The organism is Neobacillus nitrireducens (assembly GCF_030915405.1).
Classification (GTDB): Bacteria; Bacillota; Bacilli; order Bacillales; family Cytobacillaceae; genus Neobacillus.
In genome coordinates, this window is the sequence record NZ_CP133262.1 from 4,548,243 (window position 1) to 4,566,078 (window position 17,836).

19 protein-coding genes and 1 other annotated feature are annotated in these 17,836 nt (G+C 39.5%); of the genes, 18 read left to right on the forward strand and 1 reads right to left on the reverse strand.

Going from position 1 to position 17,836, the window contains the following annotated elements; all coding sequences use genetic code 11:
- Positions 1-80 precede the first annotated feature (80 nt).
- The 14 genes from RCG22_RS22090 (at position 81) to RCG22_RS22155 (ending at position 13,894) form a co-directional block, all read left to right on the forward strand.
- On the forward strand, positions 81-215 hold the full coding sequence (locus RCG22_RS22090; protein WP_082797309.1) for a YrzQ family protein: 135 nt from the start codon (positions 81-83) through the stop codon (positions 213-215).
- 103 nt (positions 216-318) lie between these two features.
- Positions 319-1,410, forward strand: coding sequence for an AI-2E family transporter (locus tag RCG22_RS22095; protein WP_308104729.1), 1,092 nt, complete (start codon positions 319-321; stop codon positions 1,408-1,410).
- A gap of 49 nt (positions 1,411-1,459) precedes the next feature.
- Positions 1,460-1,686 (forward strand) — a binding site (T-box leader).
- A gap of 58 nt (positions 1,687-1,744) precedes the next feature.
- A complete protein-coding gene (gene alaS, locus RCG22_RS22100) occupies positions 1,745-4,381 on the forward strand; it encodes an alanine--tRNA ligase (RefSeq protein ID WP_308104730.1) in 2,637 nt (878 codons plus the stop codon).
- Between the two features lie 72 nt (positions 4,382-4,453).
- Positions 4,454-4,720 carry an IreB family regulatory phosphoprotein gene (locus RCG22_RS22105; RefSeq protein ID WP_066257787.1) on the forward strand — a complete coding sequence of 89 codons (267 nt, stop codon included), beginning with the start codon at positions 4,454-4,456 and terminating at the stop codon, positions 4,718-4,720.
- A gap of 3 nt (positions 4,721-4,723) precedes the next feature.
- Entirely contained in the window at positions 4,724-5,140 is a 417-nt protein-coding gene (gene ruvX / locus RCG22_RS22110) for a Holliday junction resolvase RuvX (RefSeq protein WP_098259621.1), read from the forward strand.
- Between the two features lie 12 nt (positions 5,141-5,152).
- Complete coding sequence (locus tag RCG22_RS22115) at positions 5,153-5,467, forward strand: DUF1292 domain-containing protein (RefSeq protein WP_098259620.1); 315 nt, start codon at positions 5,153-5,155, stop codon at positions 5,465-5,467.
- A 193-nt stretch (positions 5,468-5,660) separates the two neighbouring features.
- Positions 5,661-6,785, forward strand: coding sequence for an endolytic transglycosylase MltG (gene mltG / locus RCG22_RS22120; protein ID WP_308104731.1), 1,125 nt, complete (start codon positions 5,661-5,663; stop codon positions 6,783-6,785).
- Positions 6,786-7,086: 301 nt separating this feature from the next.
- Positions 7,087-7,737 (forward strand): O-methyltransferase, encoded by a 651-nt coding sequence (locus RCG22_RS22125; RefSeq protein ID WP_308104732.1) that lies wholly within the window; start codon positions 7,087-7,089, stop codon positions 7,735-7,737.
- The gene (locus tag RCG22_RS22130) at positions 7,734-8,663 is read left to right on the forward strand and encodes a peptidase U32 family protein (protein WP_308104733.1); all 930 of its coding nucleotides are present in this window, start codon (positions 7,734-7,736) and stop codon (positions 8,661-8,663) included. Before RCG22_RS22125 ends, RCG22_RS22130 begins: the two co-directional genes overlap by 4 nt.
- Before the next feature lie 17 nt (positions 8,664-8,680).
- A complete protein-coding gene (locus RCG22_RS22135) occupies positions 8,681-9,952 on the forward strand; it encodes a peptidase U32 family protein (RefSeq protein WP_308104734.1) in 1,272 nt (423 codons plus the stop codon).
- Between the two features lies 1 nt (position 9,953).
- A complete protein-coding gene (udk, locus tag RCG22_RS22140; RefSeq protein ID WP_308104735.1) occupies positions 9,954-10,589 on the forward strand; it encodes a uridine kinase in 636 nt (211 codons plus the stop codon).
- Between the two features lie 162 nt (positions 10,590-10,751).
- Positions 10,752-11,228, forward strand: coding sequence for a transcription elongation factor GreA (gene greA, locus RCG22_RS22145; protein ID WP_066257768.1), 477 nt, complete (start codon positions 10,752-10,754; stop codon positions 11,226-11,228).
- 87 nt (positions 11,229-11,315) lie between these two features.
- Entirely contained in the window at positions 11,316-13,076 is a 1,761-nt protein-coding gene (locus RCG22_RS22150; RefSeq protein ID WP_308104736.1) for a peptidoglycan D,D-transpeptidase FtsI family protein, read from the forward strand.
- Positions 13,077-13,192: 116 nt separating this feature from the next.
- The gene (locus RCG22_RS22155) at positions 13,193-13,894 is read left to right on the forward strand and encodes a YrrS family protein (RefSeq protein ID WP_308104737.1); all 702 of its coding nucleotides are present in this window, start codon (positions 13,193-13,195) and stop codon (positions 13,892-13,894) included.
- A gap of 55 nt (positions 13,895-13,949) precedes the next feature.
- Here the strand turns inward: RCG22_RS22155 and RCG22_RS22160 are convergent, their stop codons facing one another.
- Positions 13,950-14,153, reverse strand: a complete 204-nt coding sequence (locus tag RCG22_RS22160) for a DUF2536 family protein (protein ID WP_098259612.1) — start codon at positions 14,151-14,153, stop codon at positions 13,950-13,952.
- Positions 14,154-14,447: 294 nt separating this feature from the next.
- On the opposite strand from RCG22_RS22160, the gene mtnN reads away from it, so the two are divergent.
- The 4 genes from mtnN (at position 14,448) to RCG22_RS22180 (ending at position 17,817) form a co-directional block, all read left to right on the forward strand.
- The gene (mtnN, locus tag RCG22_RS22165) at positions 14,448-15,143 is read left to right on the forward strand and encodes a 5'-methylthioadenosine/S-adenosylhomocysteine nucleosidase (RefSeq protein ID WP_308104738.1); all 696 of its coding nucleotides are present in this window, start codon (positions 14,448-14,450) and stop codon (positions 15,141-15,143) included.
- Positions 15,144-15,160: 17 nt separating this feature from the next.
- Positions 15,161-16,084 (forward strand): PLP-dependent cysteine synthase family protein, encoded by a 924-nt coding sequence (locus RCG22_RS22170; RefSeq protein ID WP_308104739.1) that lies wholly within the window; start codon positions 15,161-15,163, stop codon positions 16,082-16,084.
- A 1-nt stretch (position 16,085) separates the two neighbouring features.
- Entirely contained in the window at positions 16,086-17,222 is a 1,137-nt protein-coding gene (locus tag RCG22_RS22175; RefSeq protein ID WP_166253509.1) for a bifunctional cystathionine gamma-lyase/homocysteine desulfhydrase, read from the forward strand.
- A gap of 454 nt (positions 17,223-17,676) precedes the next feature.
- On the forward strand, positions 17,677-17,817 hold the full coding sequence (locus RCG22_RS22180; RefSeq protein ID WP_082797307.1) for a YrzI family small protein: 141 nt from the start codon (positions 17,677-17,679) through the stop codon (positions 17,815-17,817).
- Positions 17,818-17,836: the final 19 nt, after the last annotated feature.

Here is a 17,836-nt window from a genome sequence, read left to right on the forward strand (position 1 = left end):
AAAAGCGGAAAACTTGAGTTAGATCGTTATCCAAGTTATAGGTTTAAACTTAATTAACGTCTAATAAAGAGGTGAAACGTATGAATAAAATGATGACGACGATGATTGCTTTTGGTGCTGGGATGGCTGCCTATAATGTGGCCTCAAGAAATAATATGATGTCAGCCCGAAATATGAAAAGAATGACAAAGAAAGTAAAACGTGCGATATTTTAAAACAAAATCCCCCTCGAACTTGAGGGGGATTTTTAATGCAAAATATTCAAATGTATAATTCACCCAAGTGTCTCTAACACTAACCTGAAGGAGGCTATGGAACGTGGAGATTCGAATGAAATGGTATTACCGCATCGGTTTTATACTCCTTTTATTAATTGCCATTTATGTTTTTCTGAAAATCCGTTTTGTATGGCTGCCTATCTTCAGGGTGGTTGTTATTATTATGCTCCCCTTTGCTATTGGTGGATTTATAACCTATTTGCTTCATCCGATTGTGGAGAAATTACATCTAAAGGGTATGCACCGGGGGCTAGCTATTTTTCTAATTTATATTTTATTTTTTGGAGGAATCGGATTAGGACTTTATAAAGGGGTTCCAGCAATGATTGACCAAATAAAAGATCTTTCCGACAGTGCCCCCGTTTTAGCAGAACAATATAGAGGTTGGATTACTAAGCTTGAAACAAATACGAGAGAATGGCCTGACGGTTTGCAAACAAAAATAGATGATGGAATTGATGCCTTTGAAGAAAAGTTGGATTCCCTCTTGACAGTTATCGTCAATCTATTAATGAAGCTTCTAAATTCAGCATTAATCCTGATGATCGTTCCCTTCATTGCCTTTTATATGTTAAAGGATTTTCCATTGATTAAACGAACATTTTGGTATATAACACCGAAAGAATGGCGAAAAAAAGGGACCCTCTTCTTAAAAGATGTGGATGAATCCCTAGGGAGCTATATTAGGGGACAACTTCTGGTCTGTATCATCATTGGCAGTGTTTCTGCACTTCTGTTTTGGTTATTCCATTTAAAGTACCCGTTGATACTAGGCCTTATTGTAGGAATCACCAATGTCATTCCCTATTTTGGTCCGATTATTGGGGCAGTACCAGCAGTAATCATCGCAGCCACTTCGTCAGTAAAATTAGTAGTTATTACCTTAGTCATTGTTTTTGGCCTTCAATTTTTAGAGGGAAACATCTTGTCTCCCTTAATTGTTGGAAAAAGTCTTCATATGCACCCGTTAATTATTATGATTGCGTTAACTGCTGGGGGAGAAGTTGGTGGAATCCTGGGACTTATTTTAGCTGTTCCAGTCCTTGTGGTGATAAAAGTGGCGATTGTTCACGCGAAAAGTCATTTTATCCGACGGAAAGCAAAAGACCCCCCTACTTTAGTTGAAGATTAATTGACAAACTTTTTTAAGGTGGCTATAATTCGTAATATAGAATATTTGTATGAAAATGTTGAAGGATTAAGTATGTTGTAGACCATCTGTAACGCTTGTGCGTATAAGAGAGGAGCTTCCCTGGCTGAAAGAAGCTCTAGATGAAGGACGGCAGAAAGCTAATCTGGAGTGCAGCTAACCACTGCCGTATGCCTGCGTTAAGGGATTAATGAGAGATGGATATATTTTTGTATCCGTAATCAGGGTGGTACCGCGAGACAAGCTCTCGTCCCTGTTTTTTGGGATGAGGGCTTTTTTGTATGCTTTTTTACATAAATAAGGGAGGTCTAATACAATGAAAAATTTAACAGGTTCACAAATTCGTTCGATGTTTTTAGAGTTTTTTAGTAAAGAAAAGGGTCATACGATTGAACCGAGTGCATCACTAGTACCACATGATGATCCATCACTATTATGGATTAACAGTGGGGTGGCAACTTTAAAGAAATATTTTGATGGACGAGTGGTTCCCGAAAATCCGAGAATTACCAATGCACAGAAGTCCATCAGAACCAACGATATTGAAAATGTTGGGAAAACAGCTCGTCACCATACATTCTTTGAAATGCTTGGTAACTTCTCGATTGGTGAATATTTTAAAGTGGAAGCGATTGAGTGGGCATGGGAATTCTTAACGTCTGAAAAATGGATAGGCTGGGATCCTGAACTTCTTTCGGTTACCATCCATCCCGAGGACAATGAGGCTTATGATATTTGGCATAACACTATTGGTCTCCCTGAAGAACGTATTATTCGTCTAGAAGGGAACTTCTGGGATATAGGGGAAGGTCCAAGCGGTCCGAATACAGAAATTTTCTATGATCGCGGACCAGAGTATGGCAACGACCCAACAGACCCTGAGCTTTATCCTGGTGGTGAAAATGACCGTTATCTTGAAGTTTGGAACCTAGTGTTTTCTCAATTCAATCATAATCCAGATGGCACCTATACACCGCTGCCAAAGAAAAATATAGATACCGGAATGGGATTGGAACGGATGGCTTCGGTTGTTCAAAATGTCCCTACCAATTTTGATACAGATTTATTTATCCCGATCATTCGCGCAACAGAAGAAATTTCCGGTGAGAAATACGGTCAGAACAAAGAAACAGATGTGGCTTTTAAAGTCATTGCTGACCATATTCGTACCGTTGCCTTTGCTGTCGGCGATGGAGCACTCCCATCAAACGAAGGCCGCGGATATGTGCTTCGCCGTCTCCTTCGCAGAGCTGTTCGGTATGCCAAACAAATTAATATTAATCGTCCATTCATGTATGAACTCGTGCCAGTTGTAGGCGAAATTATGGACGATTTCTATCCGGAAGTAAAGGACAAAACCGATTTTATTCAAAAAGTGATCAAAAGTGAGGAAGAACGCTTCCATGAAACCCTTCATGAAGGCCTAGCGATTCTTGGTAATGTGATTAAAAAGGAAAAAGAAATGGGCAGTGATACCATTACGGGTGCTGATATTTTCCGACTTTATGACACATACGGATTCCCTGTTGAATTAACGGAGGAATACGCTGAAGAAGAAGGAATGAAAGTGGACCATGCCGGCTTTGAGGTAGAAATGGAGCAGCAGCGTGAACGTGCCCGGGCCGCAAGACAAGATGTCGATTCCATGCAGGTTCAAGGCGGAGTCCTTCGAGATGTGAAGGTTGAAAGTAAATTCGTTGGCTACGACGAACTTCAAACGAATTCTACTGTGGCAGCTATTATTAAAAATGGTGAACTTGTTGATGCGGCATCAACTGGTGAGGAAGTCCAATTAATATTAGATGTGACACCTTTCTATGCAGAGAGCGGCGGACAAATTGCTGACCGTGGGTCAATCGAAGGTGTTGGATCGAGCGTCACTGTTAAGGACGTTCAAAAAGCACCAAATGGTCAAAACCTTCACCAAGTCATTGTTAAATCGGGAACATTAAAGACAAACGACAAGGTGAAGGCTGAAGTTGATGCTGAGAACCGTGTCAAGATTATTAAAAATCATACAGCGACCCATTTGTTACACCAAGCATTAAAAGATGTTCTTGGCGAACATGTAAATCAAGCGGGTTCACTAGTTGAACCAGATCGTCTCCGCTTTGACTTTTCGCATTTTGGTCAAATTAAACCAGAAGAGCTTGAACAAGTTGAAAAAATCGTCAATGAAAAGATTTGGAGAAATATTGAGCTCAATATCAGTTTAAAGCCAATTGCTGAAGCAAAAGCAATGGGAGCAATGGCTCTTTTTGGTGAAAAATATGGTGATATTGTCCGTGTTGTAAGAGTTGGCGATTACAGCCTTGAACTTTGCGGCGGCTGTCATGTTCCGAATACATCTGTGATTGGGTTATTTAAAATTATCTCTGAAGGCGGAATTGGTGCCGGTACGAGAAGGATTGAAGCCGTGACAGGTGAATCGGCATATAAGTCATTAAATGAGCAGGTGACCTTATTAAAGGATGCTGCTGAAAAACTAAAAACCAGTCCTAAAGAAATTGTTAACCGAATTGATAGTTTAATGCTCGAAATCAAACAACTTCACAGAGAAAACGAATCGCTTGCAACGAAGCTTGGAAATATCGAAGCTGGAAACCTCGTATCAAAGGCGAAAGAAATTGATGGAGTAACAGTGCTGGCAGCAAATGTTCAAGGTGCTGATATGACTAACCTGAGAAATATGGCAGATGATTTGAAGCAAAAACTGGGCTCTGTTGTGATTGTTCTAGGGAGCGCCCATGAAGGTAAGGTTAATTTAATTGCGGCAGTTACCAAGGATTTAATTGAAAAAGGGTATCATGCCGGCAAGTTAATCAAAGAAGTTGCTTCTCGTTGCGGCGGCGGCGGCGGCGGGCGTCCTGACATGGCTCAGGCTGGCGGTAAAGATCCTGAAAAGCTGGAAGCGGCGCTTCAGTTCGTAGAGGAATGGGTAAAATCCATTTGATAATAGGACAAAGTAGTGTAAAATGAAGTTAATTAGTATAATTTTCCTCAAATAAAAAGCGAGGTGCATGCAATGAGCTCATTTGACAAAACGATGCGATTTAATTTTCCTGAAGAACCATTTGAACACGATATAAATGATGTTCTTCTTCAAGTGTATGAAGCTTTGCAGGAAAAGGGCTATAATCCGATTAACCAAATTGTTGGTTATCTATTATCAGGGGATCCTGCCTATATTCCACGTCATCGTGATGCCCGCAATATAATTCGCAAGCTTGAACGTGATGAAATTATTGAGGAATTGGTAAAATCCTATCTTAAACAACAGCGAGAGGGTTAATGAATGCGCGTATTGGGTTTAGATGTAGGCACTAAGACAGTCGGCGTTGCGTTAAGCGATGAATTTGGCTGGACTGCCCAGGGCCTCACGACTCTCAAAATCAATGAAGAAAAAAGTGTGTTTGGTTTTGAGGAAATTGGTCAATTAATAAAAGAGTATCAAGTAGATACGGTTGTTATCGGTCTGCCTAAGAACATGAACGGGACGATTGGACCGCGTGCAGAAGCGAGTATGCAATTTGCAAGAGAAATTGAAAATCAATTCGCAGTACCAACGGTCCTTTGGGATGAGCGTCTAACAACAATGGCAGCTGAGCGCGTGTTACTTGAGGCTGATGTAAGTCGAAAAAAACGTAAGAAGGTAATTGATAAGATGGCTGCAGTGATGATTCTGCAAGGCTATCTGGATAGCAAAAATTAATGAGGTGAAAGAATGGCACACAATCACGAAACAGAACATGATGAAGAACAATTTATTACCCTAGTAGATGAAAATGGTAACGAACAATTACACGAAGTACTTTTTACTTTTGATTCCGATGAATTCGAAAAATCTTATGTGTTTTTTTATCCCGTAGGATCTTTTGATGATGAAGAAGAAGATGTAGATATTCATGTCTATGCCTATATTCCTACAGAAGACGGCGGATATGGCCCGTTAATGCAGATTGAAACGGACGAGGAATGGGACATGATTGAAGAAGTGTTCAATACCTTCAATGAAGATCAAGAAGCAGAAGAAGAATAAAACATGAAACCGGCTGATTTTAAATGGCCGGTTTTTTTGTGTAATTGACTCAATATATCCGACAAATTTATTGATAAATTGACATTTTTCATGCTATGTGCTGAAATAATTAAGATGTATATTTTTTATCTTACTGATTTAGTAGTTTACAAAACAAGAGAGTCCCATTGGTCGTTTGGGAAGGGGGAGTCAAATGACAACAGACAAAAAAGATGTAATTCGTAAAAAAATGCTTGAACATCAAAGTGAAGCAAAAGTAGTCAGAAAGATTGTTTTAGTTATTTCAATTTTATTGCTATTATTAATCGTCTTAATTAGTGGTGGTGGATATTTGTACATAGATTCAGCCCTCAAACCGGTTGATGCAGATAGTAAGACCCTAAAAAAAGTGGATATACCGATAGGCTCATCAGTGACAGGGATTGGTGAAACATTACAATCACATGGAATTATAAAAAGTGCCAAAGTATTTAAATATTATGTAAAACTAAAGAATGAAGCCGGGTTTATGGCAGGGGAGTATCAATTAAGTCCTTCTATGGATGTTCCCGAAATCGTAAGCCGTTTGAAAACGGGTAAGGTAATGGCAAAAGCCAGCTTCAAACTTACCATACCTGAAGGAAAGCAACTCGAAGAAATTGCAGCGATGATGGCGAAAGCAACAAAACAAAAACAAGAAGATGTTCTTAATAAATTAAACAACATCGAATTTATTAAAACCCTTATGGCTAAATATCCGGATATATTAACAGAGGAAATCTTAAATTCATCAGTAAAATATCCTCTGGAAGGTTATTTATACCCGGCAACCTATCCTTTTTATAAACAGAATCCCTCTGTTGAGGAAATGGTTACTGCCATGTTAAATCAAACTCGAAAAGTTGTATTAGCTTATTCTGAAGAAAGTAAGAAGAAAAACCTTTCCGTCCATCAATTGTTAACGATGGCCTCCTTGGTTGAAGAGGAAGCGACTGAAAAGGCTGATCGTAAAACGATTGCGAGTGTTTTTTACAATCGGATGAAAAAAGGGATGATGCTCCAAACCGATCCAACCGTCCTCTATGCACAAGGGAAACACAAAGAGAGGGTATTATATGAGGATTTAGAAGTTGATTCACCCTATAACACTTATAAAAATACTGGTCTTCCACCAGGACCCATCGCCAATGCAGGAAAAGCTTCGATTGAAGCATCACTTGAGCCAGAGAAAACTGATTATTACTATTTCCTAGCTACATCGGATGGTGATGTTATTTTTACAAAAACATTGGAAGAGCATAATAAGGAAAAAGCAAAGCATATTACCAGTAAAAAATAATACTTAACGGGGGAAATGTGAGCATTCCTCCGTTTTTCTATTGAAATCTAAGAGTGAATTATGATAAAATAGTTCAAGTGTTTTAATAAATTGTTCTATAGCGTAACTCACAGTAAGGTAACCTGGCCGCAGCTGCCTGCAACGCATTATGTCGGATTTTAACCGTCAATGCCAAAGATTACTGTGAACGCTATTTTTTCATGTCTAAATAGTATGATCTATAGAGATAATAAAAAGTATTTGACTTAGTGAATTGTGCGCTGCTTAAACAATTCTTAATAGGGATAGAGGTGAGGGCAGCTTGTTAAATGCGAAGCTGCATTCTTATATTGAAGGTTTGATTTCGGACCGTAATCCATTGTTAACAGAAATGGAGAATTACGCAAGTGTTCATAATGTTCCTATTATGGAGCTGGCAGGTATAGAAACCATGCTGCAATTATTACGAATTCACGAATCAGAGAAAATACTTGAGGTGGGAACCGCGATTGGTTACTCTGCTTTACGAATGGCAGAGGCGCTCCCAAATGCACATATCATTACAATCGAGCGCGATATGGAACGTGTAGATGTGGCTGAACAGTTTATCAGCCGTTCTGAACATAGGAATCAGATCACATTGATCAAAGGGGATGCACTAGAAGTTGAGGAAGCCGTAAGTGGACATGCCCCGTTTGATGTAATTTTTATTGATGCAGCAAAAGGTCAGTATAAAAAGTTTTTTGAAATCTATTCAAAATATTTAACAACTGATGGAATGATTATTACTGATAATGTTTTGTTTAAAGGCCTTGTCGCTGAACCCGAAATTGAATCAAAAAGAATCCGTAATCTCGTTAAAAAGATTGATGAATTTAACCATTGGTTATTAAATCATCCAGGTTTTAACTCTGTCATTCTACCCGTTGGGGATGGGGTTGCGATTAGTAAACGAAGAGGTGAGAGGATATGAAAAAGCCTGAATTACTTGTAACACCAGTAACTATCAATGACATCTTGCCATTATCTGAAGCGGGTGCTGACGCATTTGTAGTTGGTGAACAGCGGTTTGGATTACGACTTGCTGGTGAATTCAACCGTGAAGATGTTCAAAAGGCGATCGAGCTAGCTCATAGCAAAGGGAAAAAAGTTTATGTGGCAATGAATGGGATTTTTCATAATGAAAAAATGGCAGAACTCGGCGATTATCTTCAATTTGCAGCGTCTGCTAAAGCTGATGCCATTATCTTTGGTGATCCAGCCGTTTTGATGACGGCAAGAGAAAGTGCTCCAGAGATGAAGCTTCATTGGAGTACGGAAACACTCGGTACGAATTGGTTTTCTTGCAACTATTGGGGCAAAAAAGGGGCAAAAAGATCCGTTTTAGCACGTGAAATCAACATGGATGCGATTGTTGAGATAAAAGAAAATACAGAAGTGGAGATTGAGGTACAGGTTCATGGAATGAGCTGTATGTTCCAATCAAAACGCTCACTTCTTGGTAACTATTTTGAGTATCAAGGAAAAGTCATGGAAATAGAAAATCGTAAAACCCAAAAGAATATGTTCTTACACGACGAAGAACGCAATAATAAATATCCAGTTTTTGAGGATGCAAATGGAACACATATTATGAGTCCTAATGATATTTGTATCATTGATGAGCTTCAGGAGATGTTAGAAGCTGGTGTGGATTCGTTTAAAATAGACGGAATCTTGAAGAGTTCAGAATATATTCTTGCCGTAACGAAACTCTATCGCAAGGCGATTGATTTATTTTTCGAAGATCCTGATTTATATGATGAACAAAAGGATGAATTATTAGCTGCTATCGAGGAAATCCAGCCAGCCAATCGTCCATTAGATACAGGGTTCTATTTCAAAGAGACAGTATATTAAGGGAGGAGTTCAAAATCGTGAATACCGTTAAAGATAAGATTTCTGAAATTATCGATGGAAAACGTATCATTGTCAAGAAGCCGGAACTCCTTGCTCCTGCAGGTAATCTTGAAAAATTAAAAATTGCGGTCCATTATGGTGCAGATGCTGTTTTTATTGGTGGCCAAGAATATGGCCTCCGTTCAAACGCAGATAACTTTACCTTCGAAGAAATGAAAGAAGGAGTGGAGTTTGCTAAGAAATACGGAGCTAAAATTTATGTGACCACAAACATTTTTGCTCACAATGAAAATATTGCCGGCCTAGAGACATACATTCAAGGCCTGAAAGAGTCAGGGATTGCAGGAATTATTGTCGCCGATCCGCTTATAATTGAAACTTGCCGCCGACTTGCACCAGAGATTGAAATCCATATCAGTACGCAGCAATCGATTACGAATTGGCAAACGGCTAAGTTTTGGAAGGAATCAGGTGCAGAACGTGTTGTTTTAGCCCGTGAGGTAGGCGCAGAAGAAATCAGAGAAATGAAGGAAAAGGTCGATGTTGAGATTGAAACCTTTGTTCATGGAGCAATGTGTATCGCTTATTCTGGACGCTGTACGTTAAGTAATCATATGACAGCGCGGGATTCAAACCGAGGTGGCTGCTGTCAGTCATGCCGTTGGAATTATGATCTATATAAGCTCGAAGATAACCATTCTGAAGTGGCCTTTCAAGGAGATAATGACGATCCGTTTGCCATGAGTCCCATGGATCTAAATTTAATTCAATCCATTCCCAAAATGATTGAGCTAGGAATCGACAGCTTAAAAATCGAAGGCCGAATGAAATCGATTCATTATATCGCAACGGTTGTCAGTGTTTATCGGAAAGTGATTGATGCTTATTGCGCAGCCCCTGAGAATTTTGTGATCCAGAAAGACTGGCTAATGGAACTAGACAAATGTGCCAATAGGGAAACTGCACCAGCATTTTTTGAAGGTGTGCCCGGGTATAAAGAGCAAATGTTTGGTAATCATAGCAAGAAGACAAATTTTGAGTTTGTAGGCCTTGTCCTTGATTATAACGAGGAAACTAACATGGTGACCCTTCAACAACGGAATCATTTTAAACCTGGGGAAGAAGTAGAATTTTTCGGACCTGAAATTGAAAACTTTACCCATGTTATTGATAAAATCTGGGATGATAAAGGTAATGAATTGGATGCAGCAAGACATCCGCTTCAAATTGTACAGTTTAAATTGAACAAACCGGTCTACCCAAACAACATGATGCGAAAGGAGAACTAGCATGATGCGCAAACCGGTTGTTATTGGTGTAACCGGCGGCTCCGGCTCCGGAAAAACCAGTGTCACAAAAGCTATTTATGAGAGTCTGAAAGAGCATTCTATTCTGGTACTTGAACAGGATTATTATTATAAGGATCAGAGTAATTTACCCTTTGAAGAACGTCTAAAAACAAACTATGATCACCCGCTAGCCTTTGATAATAGCTTACTGATTGAACATATTGAAAAGCTATTGCGCTATGAGACCATTCAAAAGCCTGTTTATGATTATTCAATCCATACGCGTTCAGACAAAGTCATTCCTGTTGAACCGCAGGATGTAATCATTTTGGAGGGAATCTTAGTTCTTGAGGACGAGCGGCTTCGAGATTTAATGGACATTAAATTGTACGTGGATACGGATGCGGATTTAAGAATTATCCGCCGTTTAACTCGTGATATTAGGGACCGCGGTCGGACCTTTGATTCCGTCATTGAACAATATTTAAATGTGGTTCGTCCGATGCATAATCAATTTATTGAGCCAACGAAGCGATATGCAGATATTATTATCCCTGAGGGCGGCCATAATCATGTCGCAATTGATTTAATGGTCACAAAAATTCAAACAATTCTTGAACAAAAGTCATTTTTATGAAACAATAGCAAAAGGAATATCTAAATGGAAATTTCATATTGAAAAAAATATTTTTGTCGCGCGCCCTTTTATAAGAGGACGCGCTACTATCTATTTTGCTGAATGGCATAATATTACATATATTACATACACAATTCTTAATGACTAGAAGGAGTGAGGGTTTTGGCTACAGAGAAAGTATTTCCAATGACACAAGCAGGTAAAGATAAACTGGTCCAGGAACTAGAATACTTAAAATCAGTGAAACGTAAAGAAGTGGTTGAAAGAATTAAAATTGCGAGAAGTTTCGGGGACCTATCTGAAAATTCCGAGTATGATTCTGCGAAGGAAGAACAGGCCTTTGTTGAAGGCCGTATCACAACATTAGAAAATATGGTTCGCAATGCTAAAATCATTGCAGAGGCTGCTATGGCTAGTGACTCTGTGACATTAGGAAGTTCTGTTACATTTATTGAGCTCCCAGATGGTGATGAAGAAACGTATTCTATTGTTGGAAGCGCGGAAGCTGACCCATTTGAAGGAAAGATATCAAACGATTCACCTATCGCCAAAAGCCTTTTAGGTAAAAAAGTAGGCGATCAAGTATCCGTTCAAACTCCAGGCGGAGAAATGAGCGTTAGAATTACTAAAATTAAATAATTGTAATTATAACTATTTTTGGTTTATCATTTGATTCATTGTTTGAAATAAGAAAACCTCGTCAAAACTTTTGACGAGGTGTTTTTTATGTGGCGAAAAAGAGCGATTGGGTGGCTGATTATTTCTATTACAGGTTTGTTGTTGCTATTAGGGCGTTTAATGCAAATTCAGTTAATTGAGACAGAGACTTTTTCTAAACATAACATAAATCTACTTGAGGAAAGTGTCAAACAAAGAACGCAAGAGCTGGTTATTGATAATGGCAGAGGGAACTTTCTTGACCGAAGAGGTGCAATGCTCACACACAAAAAGGTGGCAGTTCTTGTCCTTTTCCCTTTCTTGAAAAAAATGGATTGGGACGCGGACCAGGTTTCAAACATTTCCGGAATACCCGTTAATACCCTTGAAATGGCAGTGGAAGGGGCGAAAAAACCTTTTGCCTATGGCGAACCTGAACCATATGAACTGACTAGTTCACAAATGGAAAGAATCAATCGCTTAAAAATTCCGGGAGTCTTTGCGATTGAAAAAAAGTTTGAACGTTCTCAAGTTCCAGCTGAACAGCTGATTGGTCTGACAGGAGAAAATTCTAAAGAATTAATGAAGCGATATCCAAATAAAGAGCTATCGGAGAAAACCTTGATTGGTGTGTCAGGGCTGGAGGAGAGCTTTGATGAATTCCTGCTTCCTGAAGGTAAATCAAAGCTGGTATATCATGTCGATGGCGGTGGTGCACCTCTGTTTGGAATTAATGTAAGATATGTAGATCCGGCCAATCCGTTTTATCCAGTCAATATTCGGACAACCCTGGATAAGACACTTCAACAAAGAGCGGAAGAGTTAGTTGATCACTATCAGATTAAAAAAGGAGGACTCGTACTCCTTAATATTAAGGATAATAGTGTACTGTCACTGGTATCAAGGCCAACAATAAATAAAAATGACCCCTACAATGGTTCTGGTATGACGAATATGATGCTCAAACAGCAGATCATGGGTTCAGTTTTTAAAACAGTTGTAGCTGCTGCGGCCATAGACCATAATCTGGATAATTCGAAGCGTCTGTTTGACTGCAGTAAAAAAATTAATGGTAAACCAGAGTTAATCTATAATTATGGGATGTTGGATTTCACGAATAGCTTTGCAAGGAGCTGTAATCGGACGTTTGGAGAACTAGCAAAAGAATTACAAAAAATAAATCCAAACCTTTTAGAAGATTATGCTGAAAAACTGTCTCTTACCGGGTCTGTTGGCTGGCAGGGGGATATCTATCACACCAATAATTTTAAACAGTTGGCGGAAGAAGATAAAGGAAGAGTATTTCTGTCGGAGGATGCTAAGAAGGACGCTAATTTCGCCGCAATGACCGGAATTGGACAACATGAGGTTCGGGCTACGCCTTTAGCTGTTGCTAATATGATGGCGACGATTGCAAGAGGTGGTGAAAAGGAGATGGTTAGAGCCGTATCAAAAATTGAGTACAAAAATGGCACTACGATGGTTAATTTTCAAGAGCAAAGCTTACAAGGAGATACCATTTCACCCTATACTGCGATGAAGTTGCAAAGGTTATTGCGTGAAGTTGTCTTGAACCCGGACGGAACGGGAAGATGGTTCAAGGAATTGCCCTATGCGGTAGCAGGTAAATCAGGGACGGCAGAAACTGGAAAGTATCAAGCTGGAAAGCAACTGCATAACAAATGGTTCGCAGGTTATTTCCCGTATGATAATCCCAAATATGCACTTGTGGCAGTGAATTTGGATGTATTGGATTCAGAAGGAGGGGTTAATTTATTGTTTGCTGATATCGTTAAAATGTTGTATGAAAATGATAACGGCATGCAATAGATAATGGTTTTTCCTTCAAGTTCTCATAAAATCATGTTAGAATATTGAGAGTCTATAAATGTCTGGCTCCGTATCCTTTGAGGAGCTTCCGTATTTTATTTTGGGAGGGAATTAATTTGACAAATGATTTGAATTCTAATTCGCGTTCAGGTTACCGTACGAAAAGAAAAAAGACTAATATCGTCTTAAATAGTTTAATTATCGTTGTGCTCTTACTGATAATTTTTGTCGCATATAATATCTTTGCTACTGGAAATGACAAGGCTGCTCCAAAAAAGGAAATTACAAAAACAGAGCAAAAGGAAACGGCAAATAAAGAGAATACAGATCAGAAAGAGGCAGAAGAAGCTACTACCGCTGCCGGTGATGAGAATACAACGGATACTACAGTCGGGGAAGAGGAACCAAGTGAAGATGTTACAGCACCAGAGGATGAGACATCATCAGAAGAGGCTACAACTCCCGATGCTGCAGATAAATCTCAGGAGGTGGTGACGGAGGGCGGCTCGTCGAATGCTGTAAAGACCATCGAAAATCCGGCATGGCAGCCAGTTGGGACTTCACAAACAGGCGAACATACCCCTGTTTATGATCAATCTTCGGTTGACTGGCAGGAGATGCTAAATGCCATTTCCTATGCCACTGGTTTAGACAAAAGCAATATGACAGTGTATTGGCTGGGTAGAGATAAATCTACAACAAATGGCTCGTTTAGTACGGTAACTTCAAAAGATAAACAACAAAAGTATAATGTTTATCTTCAATGGGTGGACGGTCAAGGATGGAAACCAACTAAGGTGGAAGAACTGGCGAAGTAGGATGGTAATGCATGTTGGAAACCTCTCGAAATTTCGAGAGGTTTTTTGCTGAAATTTATTTCTTCTTAAAATGAACCACCGCGGAAAAATACATCTGACCATTTTCATTCACATGCATTTGGTGGGAAACGGAATGAACAGAAAGAAGAATTGCCTTATTTTCATCAATTTGAGATTCAATCTTTTTTTGCAATGTTTTTAGATTAGTGGCTTCGAAAAATTCTATTTTATCCTCAATAAGTTCAAATTGAAAATTCATACTATCATCCTTTCTACTAGGTAATATTTTAGACATTTCAATGGCCTGGTACAACAAAATTGTTGACGAATTTGTAAAATATGATAACTAGGAACAGGTTTTTTACGAATTCATAGTATACTTATAGGATTGGTGATTCTGTTTAGCCGAAATTATTGGAGAATCGGCTGCACATTGTAGCATGCTTTTTTCAAAAAGAGTAGAATAGTCTTTGCGGATACGATATATGGTTCCGAGGAAGATTATAAGCAGTAAATCTGATATTGATTATTAATATAAGAAAGAGGTCAATGTATGAAAATCGCAATTATCGGAGCAATGGAAGAAGAAGTTACTTTACTTAGAAGCAATATTGATAATCAATCACAAGAAACCGTAGCAGGTTGTGAATTTACCTTTGGGAAAATGCATGGGGCGGATGTGATATTGCTGCGCTCAGGAATTGGTAAAGTGAATGCCGCGATGTCAACCACTATCCTGCTTGAAAAATATAAGCCTGATTGCATCATAAATACGGGATCTGCAGGCGGCTTCAATCCTGCGCTCAATGTTGGGGATGCCGTCATTTCAACAGAAGTCCGTCATCATGATGTAGATGTTACAGCTTTTGGATATGAATATGGCCAGGTTCCGCAGCTGCCGGCTGCATTTTTAGCAGACGAAAAATTAATTTCCGTCGCAGAAACTGCTGCATCAGCACTTGAAAAATTCCAAATTGTGAAAGGCCTTATTGTTACGGGCGATTCCTTTATGGAGGACCCAGCGAGAGTCGACTTTGTTCGGTCAAAATTTAATGACCTGCAAGCCGTGGAAATGGAAGCAGCAGCAATCGCACAAGTAGCTCATCGTTTTGGAGTACCTTTTGTGATTATTCGCTCGCTTTCTGATATTGCCGGAAAAGAATCTGAAGTTTCTTTTGATCAATTTATCGATAAAGCGGCAACTAATTCTGCGACATTAGTCATGAAAATGGTAGCTGCTTTAAAATAGCTCATTGAGGTGTAAAAATGAAGGTTTACAAAAATGTACATGAACTGATAGGGCACACACCTATTGTGGAGATTACACAGTTTCCTTTGCCTGAAGGAGTTCGTATTTTTGCAAAACTAGAATTTATGAACCCTGGCGGGAGTGTAAAAGACCGTCTTGGCATCGAACTGTTAAACGAAGCTTTTTCTAGTGGGAAATTACAGGCGGGCGGTACTGTCATCGAACCCACTGCCGGGAATACGGGGATTGGCTTAGCACTTGCAGCGATAAACAAAGGAATACAGGTAATATTATGTGTTCCAGAAAAATTCAGCATCGAAAAGCAAGACCTGATGAAAGCCCTAGGCGCCAAAATTATGCACACGCCAACAGAAAAGGGGATGAAGGGCGCGATTGCAAAGGCTGAGGAGCTTCTTAAGGAAATCCCAGGGGCATACTGCCCGCAGCAATTTGCAAACCCTGCGAACCCAGCAACGTATTATAAATCGCTAGGCCCGGAACTCTGGGATCAAATGGACGGTCAAATTGATATTTTTATTGCCGGAGCAGGGACAGGCGGAACCTTTATGGGGACAGCTCGTTACTTAAAGGAGCAAAAGGAAGCATTAAAAACAGTCATCGTTGAACCAGAAGGATCAATCTTAAACGGCGGAGAATCAGGTCCCCACAAAACCGAAGGCATTGGAATGGAATTCTTGCCTGGATTTATGGATACAGACTACTTTGAGACTATTCATACTGTTCCAGATGCGACTGCTTTCAACCTCGTAAAAGAATTAGCAGAGAAGGAAGGCCTTCTGGTCGGCAGTTCTTCTGGTGCCGCTTTTTATGCTGCTCTTAAAGAAGCAGAAGAAGCAGTGTCAGGCACCAATATCGTGGTGATCTTTCCTGACGGAAGTGAGCGCTATTTAAGCAAGAAGATTTTCGAAGGAGGAATATAGAATGAAAAGAAAAACACAACTAATTCATGGTGGAATTAGTAACGACCCAGCAACTGGTGCAGTTACTTTCCCTATTTATCAAGTTAGTACGTTTAAGCAAGAAGGTGTCGGCGGTCATAAAGGCTTTGAGTATTCACGTACGGGAAATCCGACTAGACATGCATTAGAGGAATTGATTAAAGAGCTGGAGGGGGGAAAAGCAGGATTTGCCTTTGGCTCTGGGATGGCTGCAATGACAGCGGTAATGATGCTGTTTAACAGTGGTGATCATGTGATCTTAACTGATGATGTCTATGGAGGCTCGTTCCGTGTCATGACGAAAGTATTGAATCGATTAGGAATTGATTCCACGTTTGTTGATACAAGTAAAGCAGAAAATATCCTAACGGCGATTAAACCTAATACAAAAGCCATTCATTTAGAAACACCTACGAACCCGCTTCTTAAGATTACTGATATTGAAGCTGTTGCAAAGTTGGCGAAAGAACATAACCTTTTAACCATTGTCGATAACACGTTTTCGACACCATATTGGCAAAACCCAATCGAACTTGGTGCAGATATTGTCGTACATAGTGCGACAAAATACCTTGGCGGGCACAGCGATGTCGTAGCAGGTTTAGCTGTGGTCAACAGCGAAAAGCTTGCGGAAGATCTTCATTTTGTTCAAAATTCAACGGGCGGCATCTTAGGTCCGCAAGATTCCTATCTGTTAATTCGTGGGATTCGAACTTTAGGTGTTCGTTTGGAAGAGATGGAGGCTAATACGAAAGCGATTGTTGAATTTTTACAAGGGCATTCAAATGTGAAAAAAGTTTACTATCCTGGAATTGAAACACACCCAAATCATCAGATTGCTAAAAAACAAACAAGAGGATTTGGTGGAATGGTTTCATTTGATGTCGGAAGTGCCGAAAATGCTGACAAATTACTAAGCAAGGTAAAATATTTTACATTAGCAGAAAGCCTTGGAGCAGTTGAAAGCTTAATCTCAGTTCCAGCAAGGATGACACATGCATCAATTCCTGCAGAACGACGAGCAGAATTAGGAATAACAGACGGTCTTGTCCGAATCTCAGTGGGCCTTGAGGATGTAGAAGACCTCATCGAGGATCTGGAAAACGCACTAAACTCATAATATATTGGGTGTCAGGCACCATGTGAAAAATTCACATGGTGCCTGACACCTTTTGGGCTTTTGCATTAATTTGAATAAATTTCCACAAAAAGGTTTACAAAGTATTGGTGTGTGGATATAATTACCGTAGTAAGTAAAATATTCCAAGAGGAGGTCGAAGAAAATGATGTTAACATTAACTGGCAAAACTGTAGGATTGAAAACTGTATATTTGAATATCAAACATTCGACCAGACTGGAATGGATTGCTTAATTTTTAATTAAGTGACTATACATATCCATGCCGCAGGGAGGATGACGCCTTGCGGTATTTTTGTGCCTAAAATCACTGAGCCGCAGGGATTCTCTTCTGCGGCCTTTTTGTGCCCTTTTTAAGAGCATTATGGATATGTAGAGCATAAATTGAATTTGTTGTGATTGCACTACAACGATTTTTTTAAAGGAGGTGGTAAACATGACCCTAAATATATTCTTCATTTCAATTACGATTAAAAAACGTAGATTGAGTCCGAAAGAAATTGCACACCAAGAAATGGTTGAGAAACTTTATGAACAAAACAAAGATCGCCAAGCCTCCATGTACCGCATGATGTAAAAGAGGAAAAAAATTGAAA

What these genes read in the sequence shown, in the direction of transcription:
- mltG (WP_308104731.1), top strand. Translation starts at nt 5,661, where the DNA reads ATGACAACAGACAAAAAAGATGTAATTCGTAAAAAAATGCTTGAACAT.
- udk (WP_308104735.1), top strand. Translation starts at nt 9,954, where the DNA reads ATGATGCGCAAACCGGTTGTTATTGGTGTAACCGGCGGCTCCGGCTCC.
- RCG22_RS22130 (WP_308104733.1), top strand. Translation starts at nt 7,734, where the DNA reads ATGAAAAAGCCTGAATTACTTGTAACACCAGTAACTATCAATGACATC.
- RCG22_RS22090 (WP_082797309.1), top strand. Translation starts at nt 81, where the DNA reads ATGAATAAAATGATGACGACGATGATTGCTTTTGGTGCTGGGATGGCT.
- RCG22_RS22175 (WP_166253509.1), top strand. Translation starts at nt 16,086, where the DNA reads ATGAAAAGAAAAACACAACTAATTCATGGTGGAATTAGTAACGACCCA.
- RCG22_RS22150 (WP_308104736.1), top strand. Translation starts at nt 11,316, where the DNA reads ATGTGGCGAAAAAGAGCGATTGGGTGGCTGATTATTTCTATTACAGGT.
- ruvX (WP_098259621.1), top strand. Translation starts at nt 4,724, where the DNA reads ATGCGCGTATTGGGTTTAGATGTAGGCACTAAGACAGTCGGCGTTGCG.
- mtnN (WP_308104738.1), top strand. Translation starts at nt 14,448, where the DNA reads ATGAAAATCGCAATTATCGGAGCAATGGAAGAAGAAGTTACTTTACTT.
- alaS (WP_308104730.1), top strand. Translation starts at nt 1,745, where the DNA reads ATGAAAAATTTAACAGGTTCACAAATTCGTTCGATGTTTTTAGAGTTT.
- RCG22_RS22160 (WP_098259612.1), bottom strand. Translation starts at nt 14,153, where the DNA reads ATGAATTTTCAATTTGAACTTATTGAGGATAAAATAGAATTTTTCGAA.
- RCG22_RS22105 (WP_066257787.1), top strand. Translation starts at nt 4,454, where the DNA reads ATGAGCTCATTTGACAAAACGATGCGATTTAATTTTCCTGAAGAACCA.
- RCG22_RS22180 (WP_082797307.1), top strand. Translation starts at nt 17,677, where the DNA reads ATGACCCTAAATATATTCTTCATTTCAATTACGATTAAAAAACGTAGA.
- RCG22_RS22115 (WP_098259620.1), top strand. Translation starts at nt 5,153, where the DNA reads ATGGCACACAATCACGAAACAGAACATGATGAAGAACAATTTATTACC.
- RCG22_RS22170 (WP_308104739.1), top strand. Translation starts at nt 15,161, where the DNA reads ATGAAGGTTTACAAAAATGTACATGAACTGATAGGGCACACACCTATT.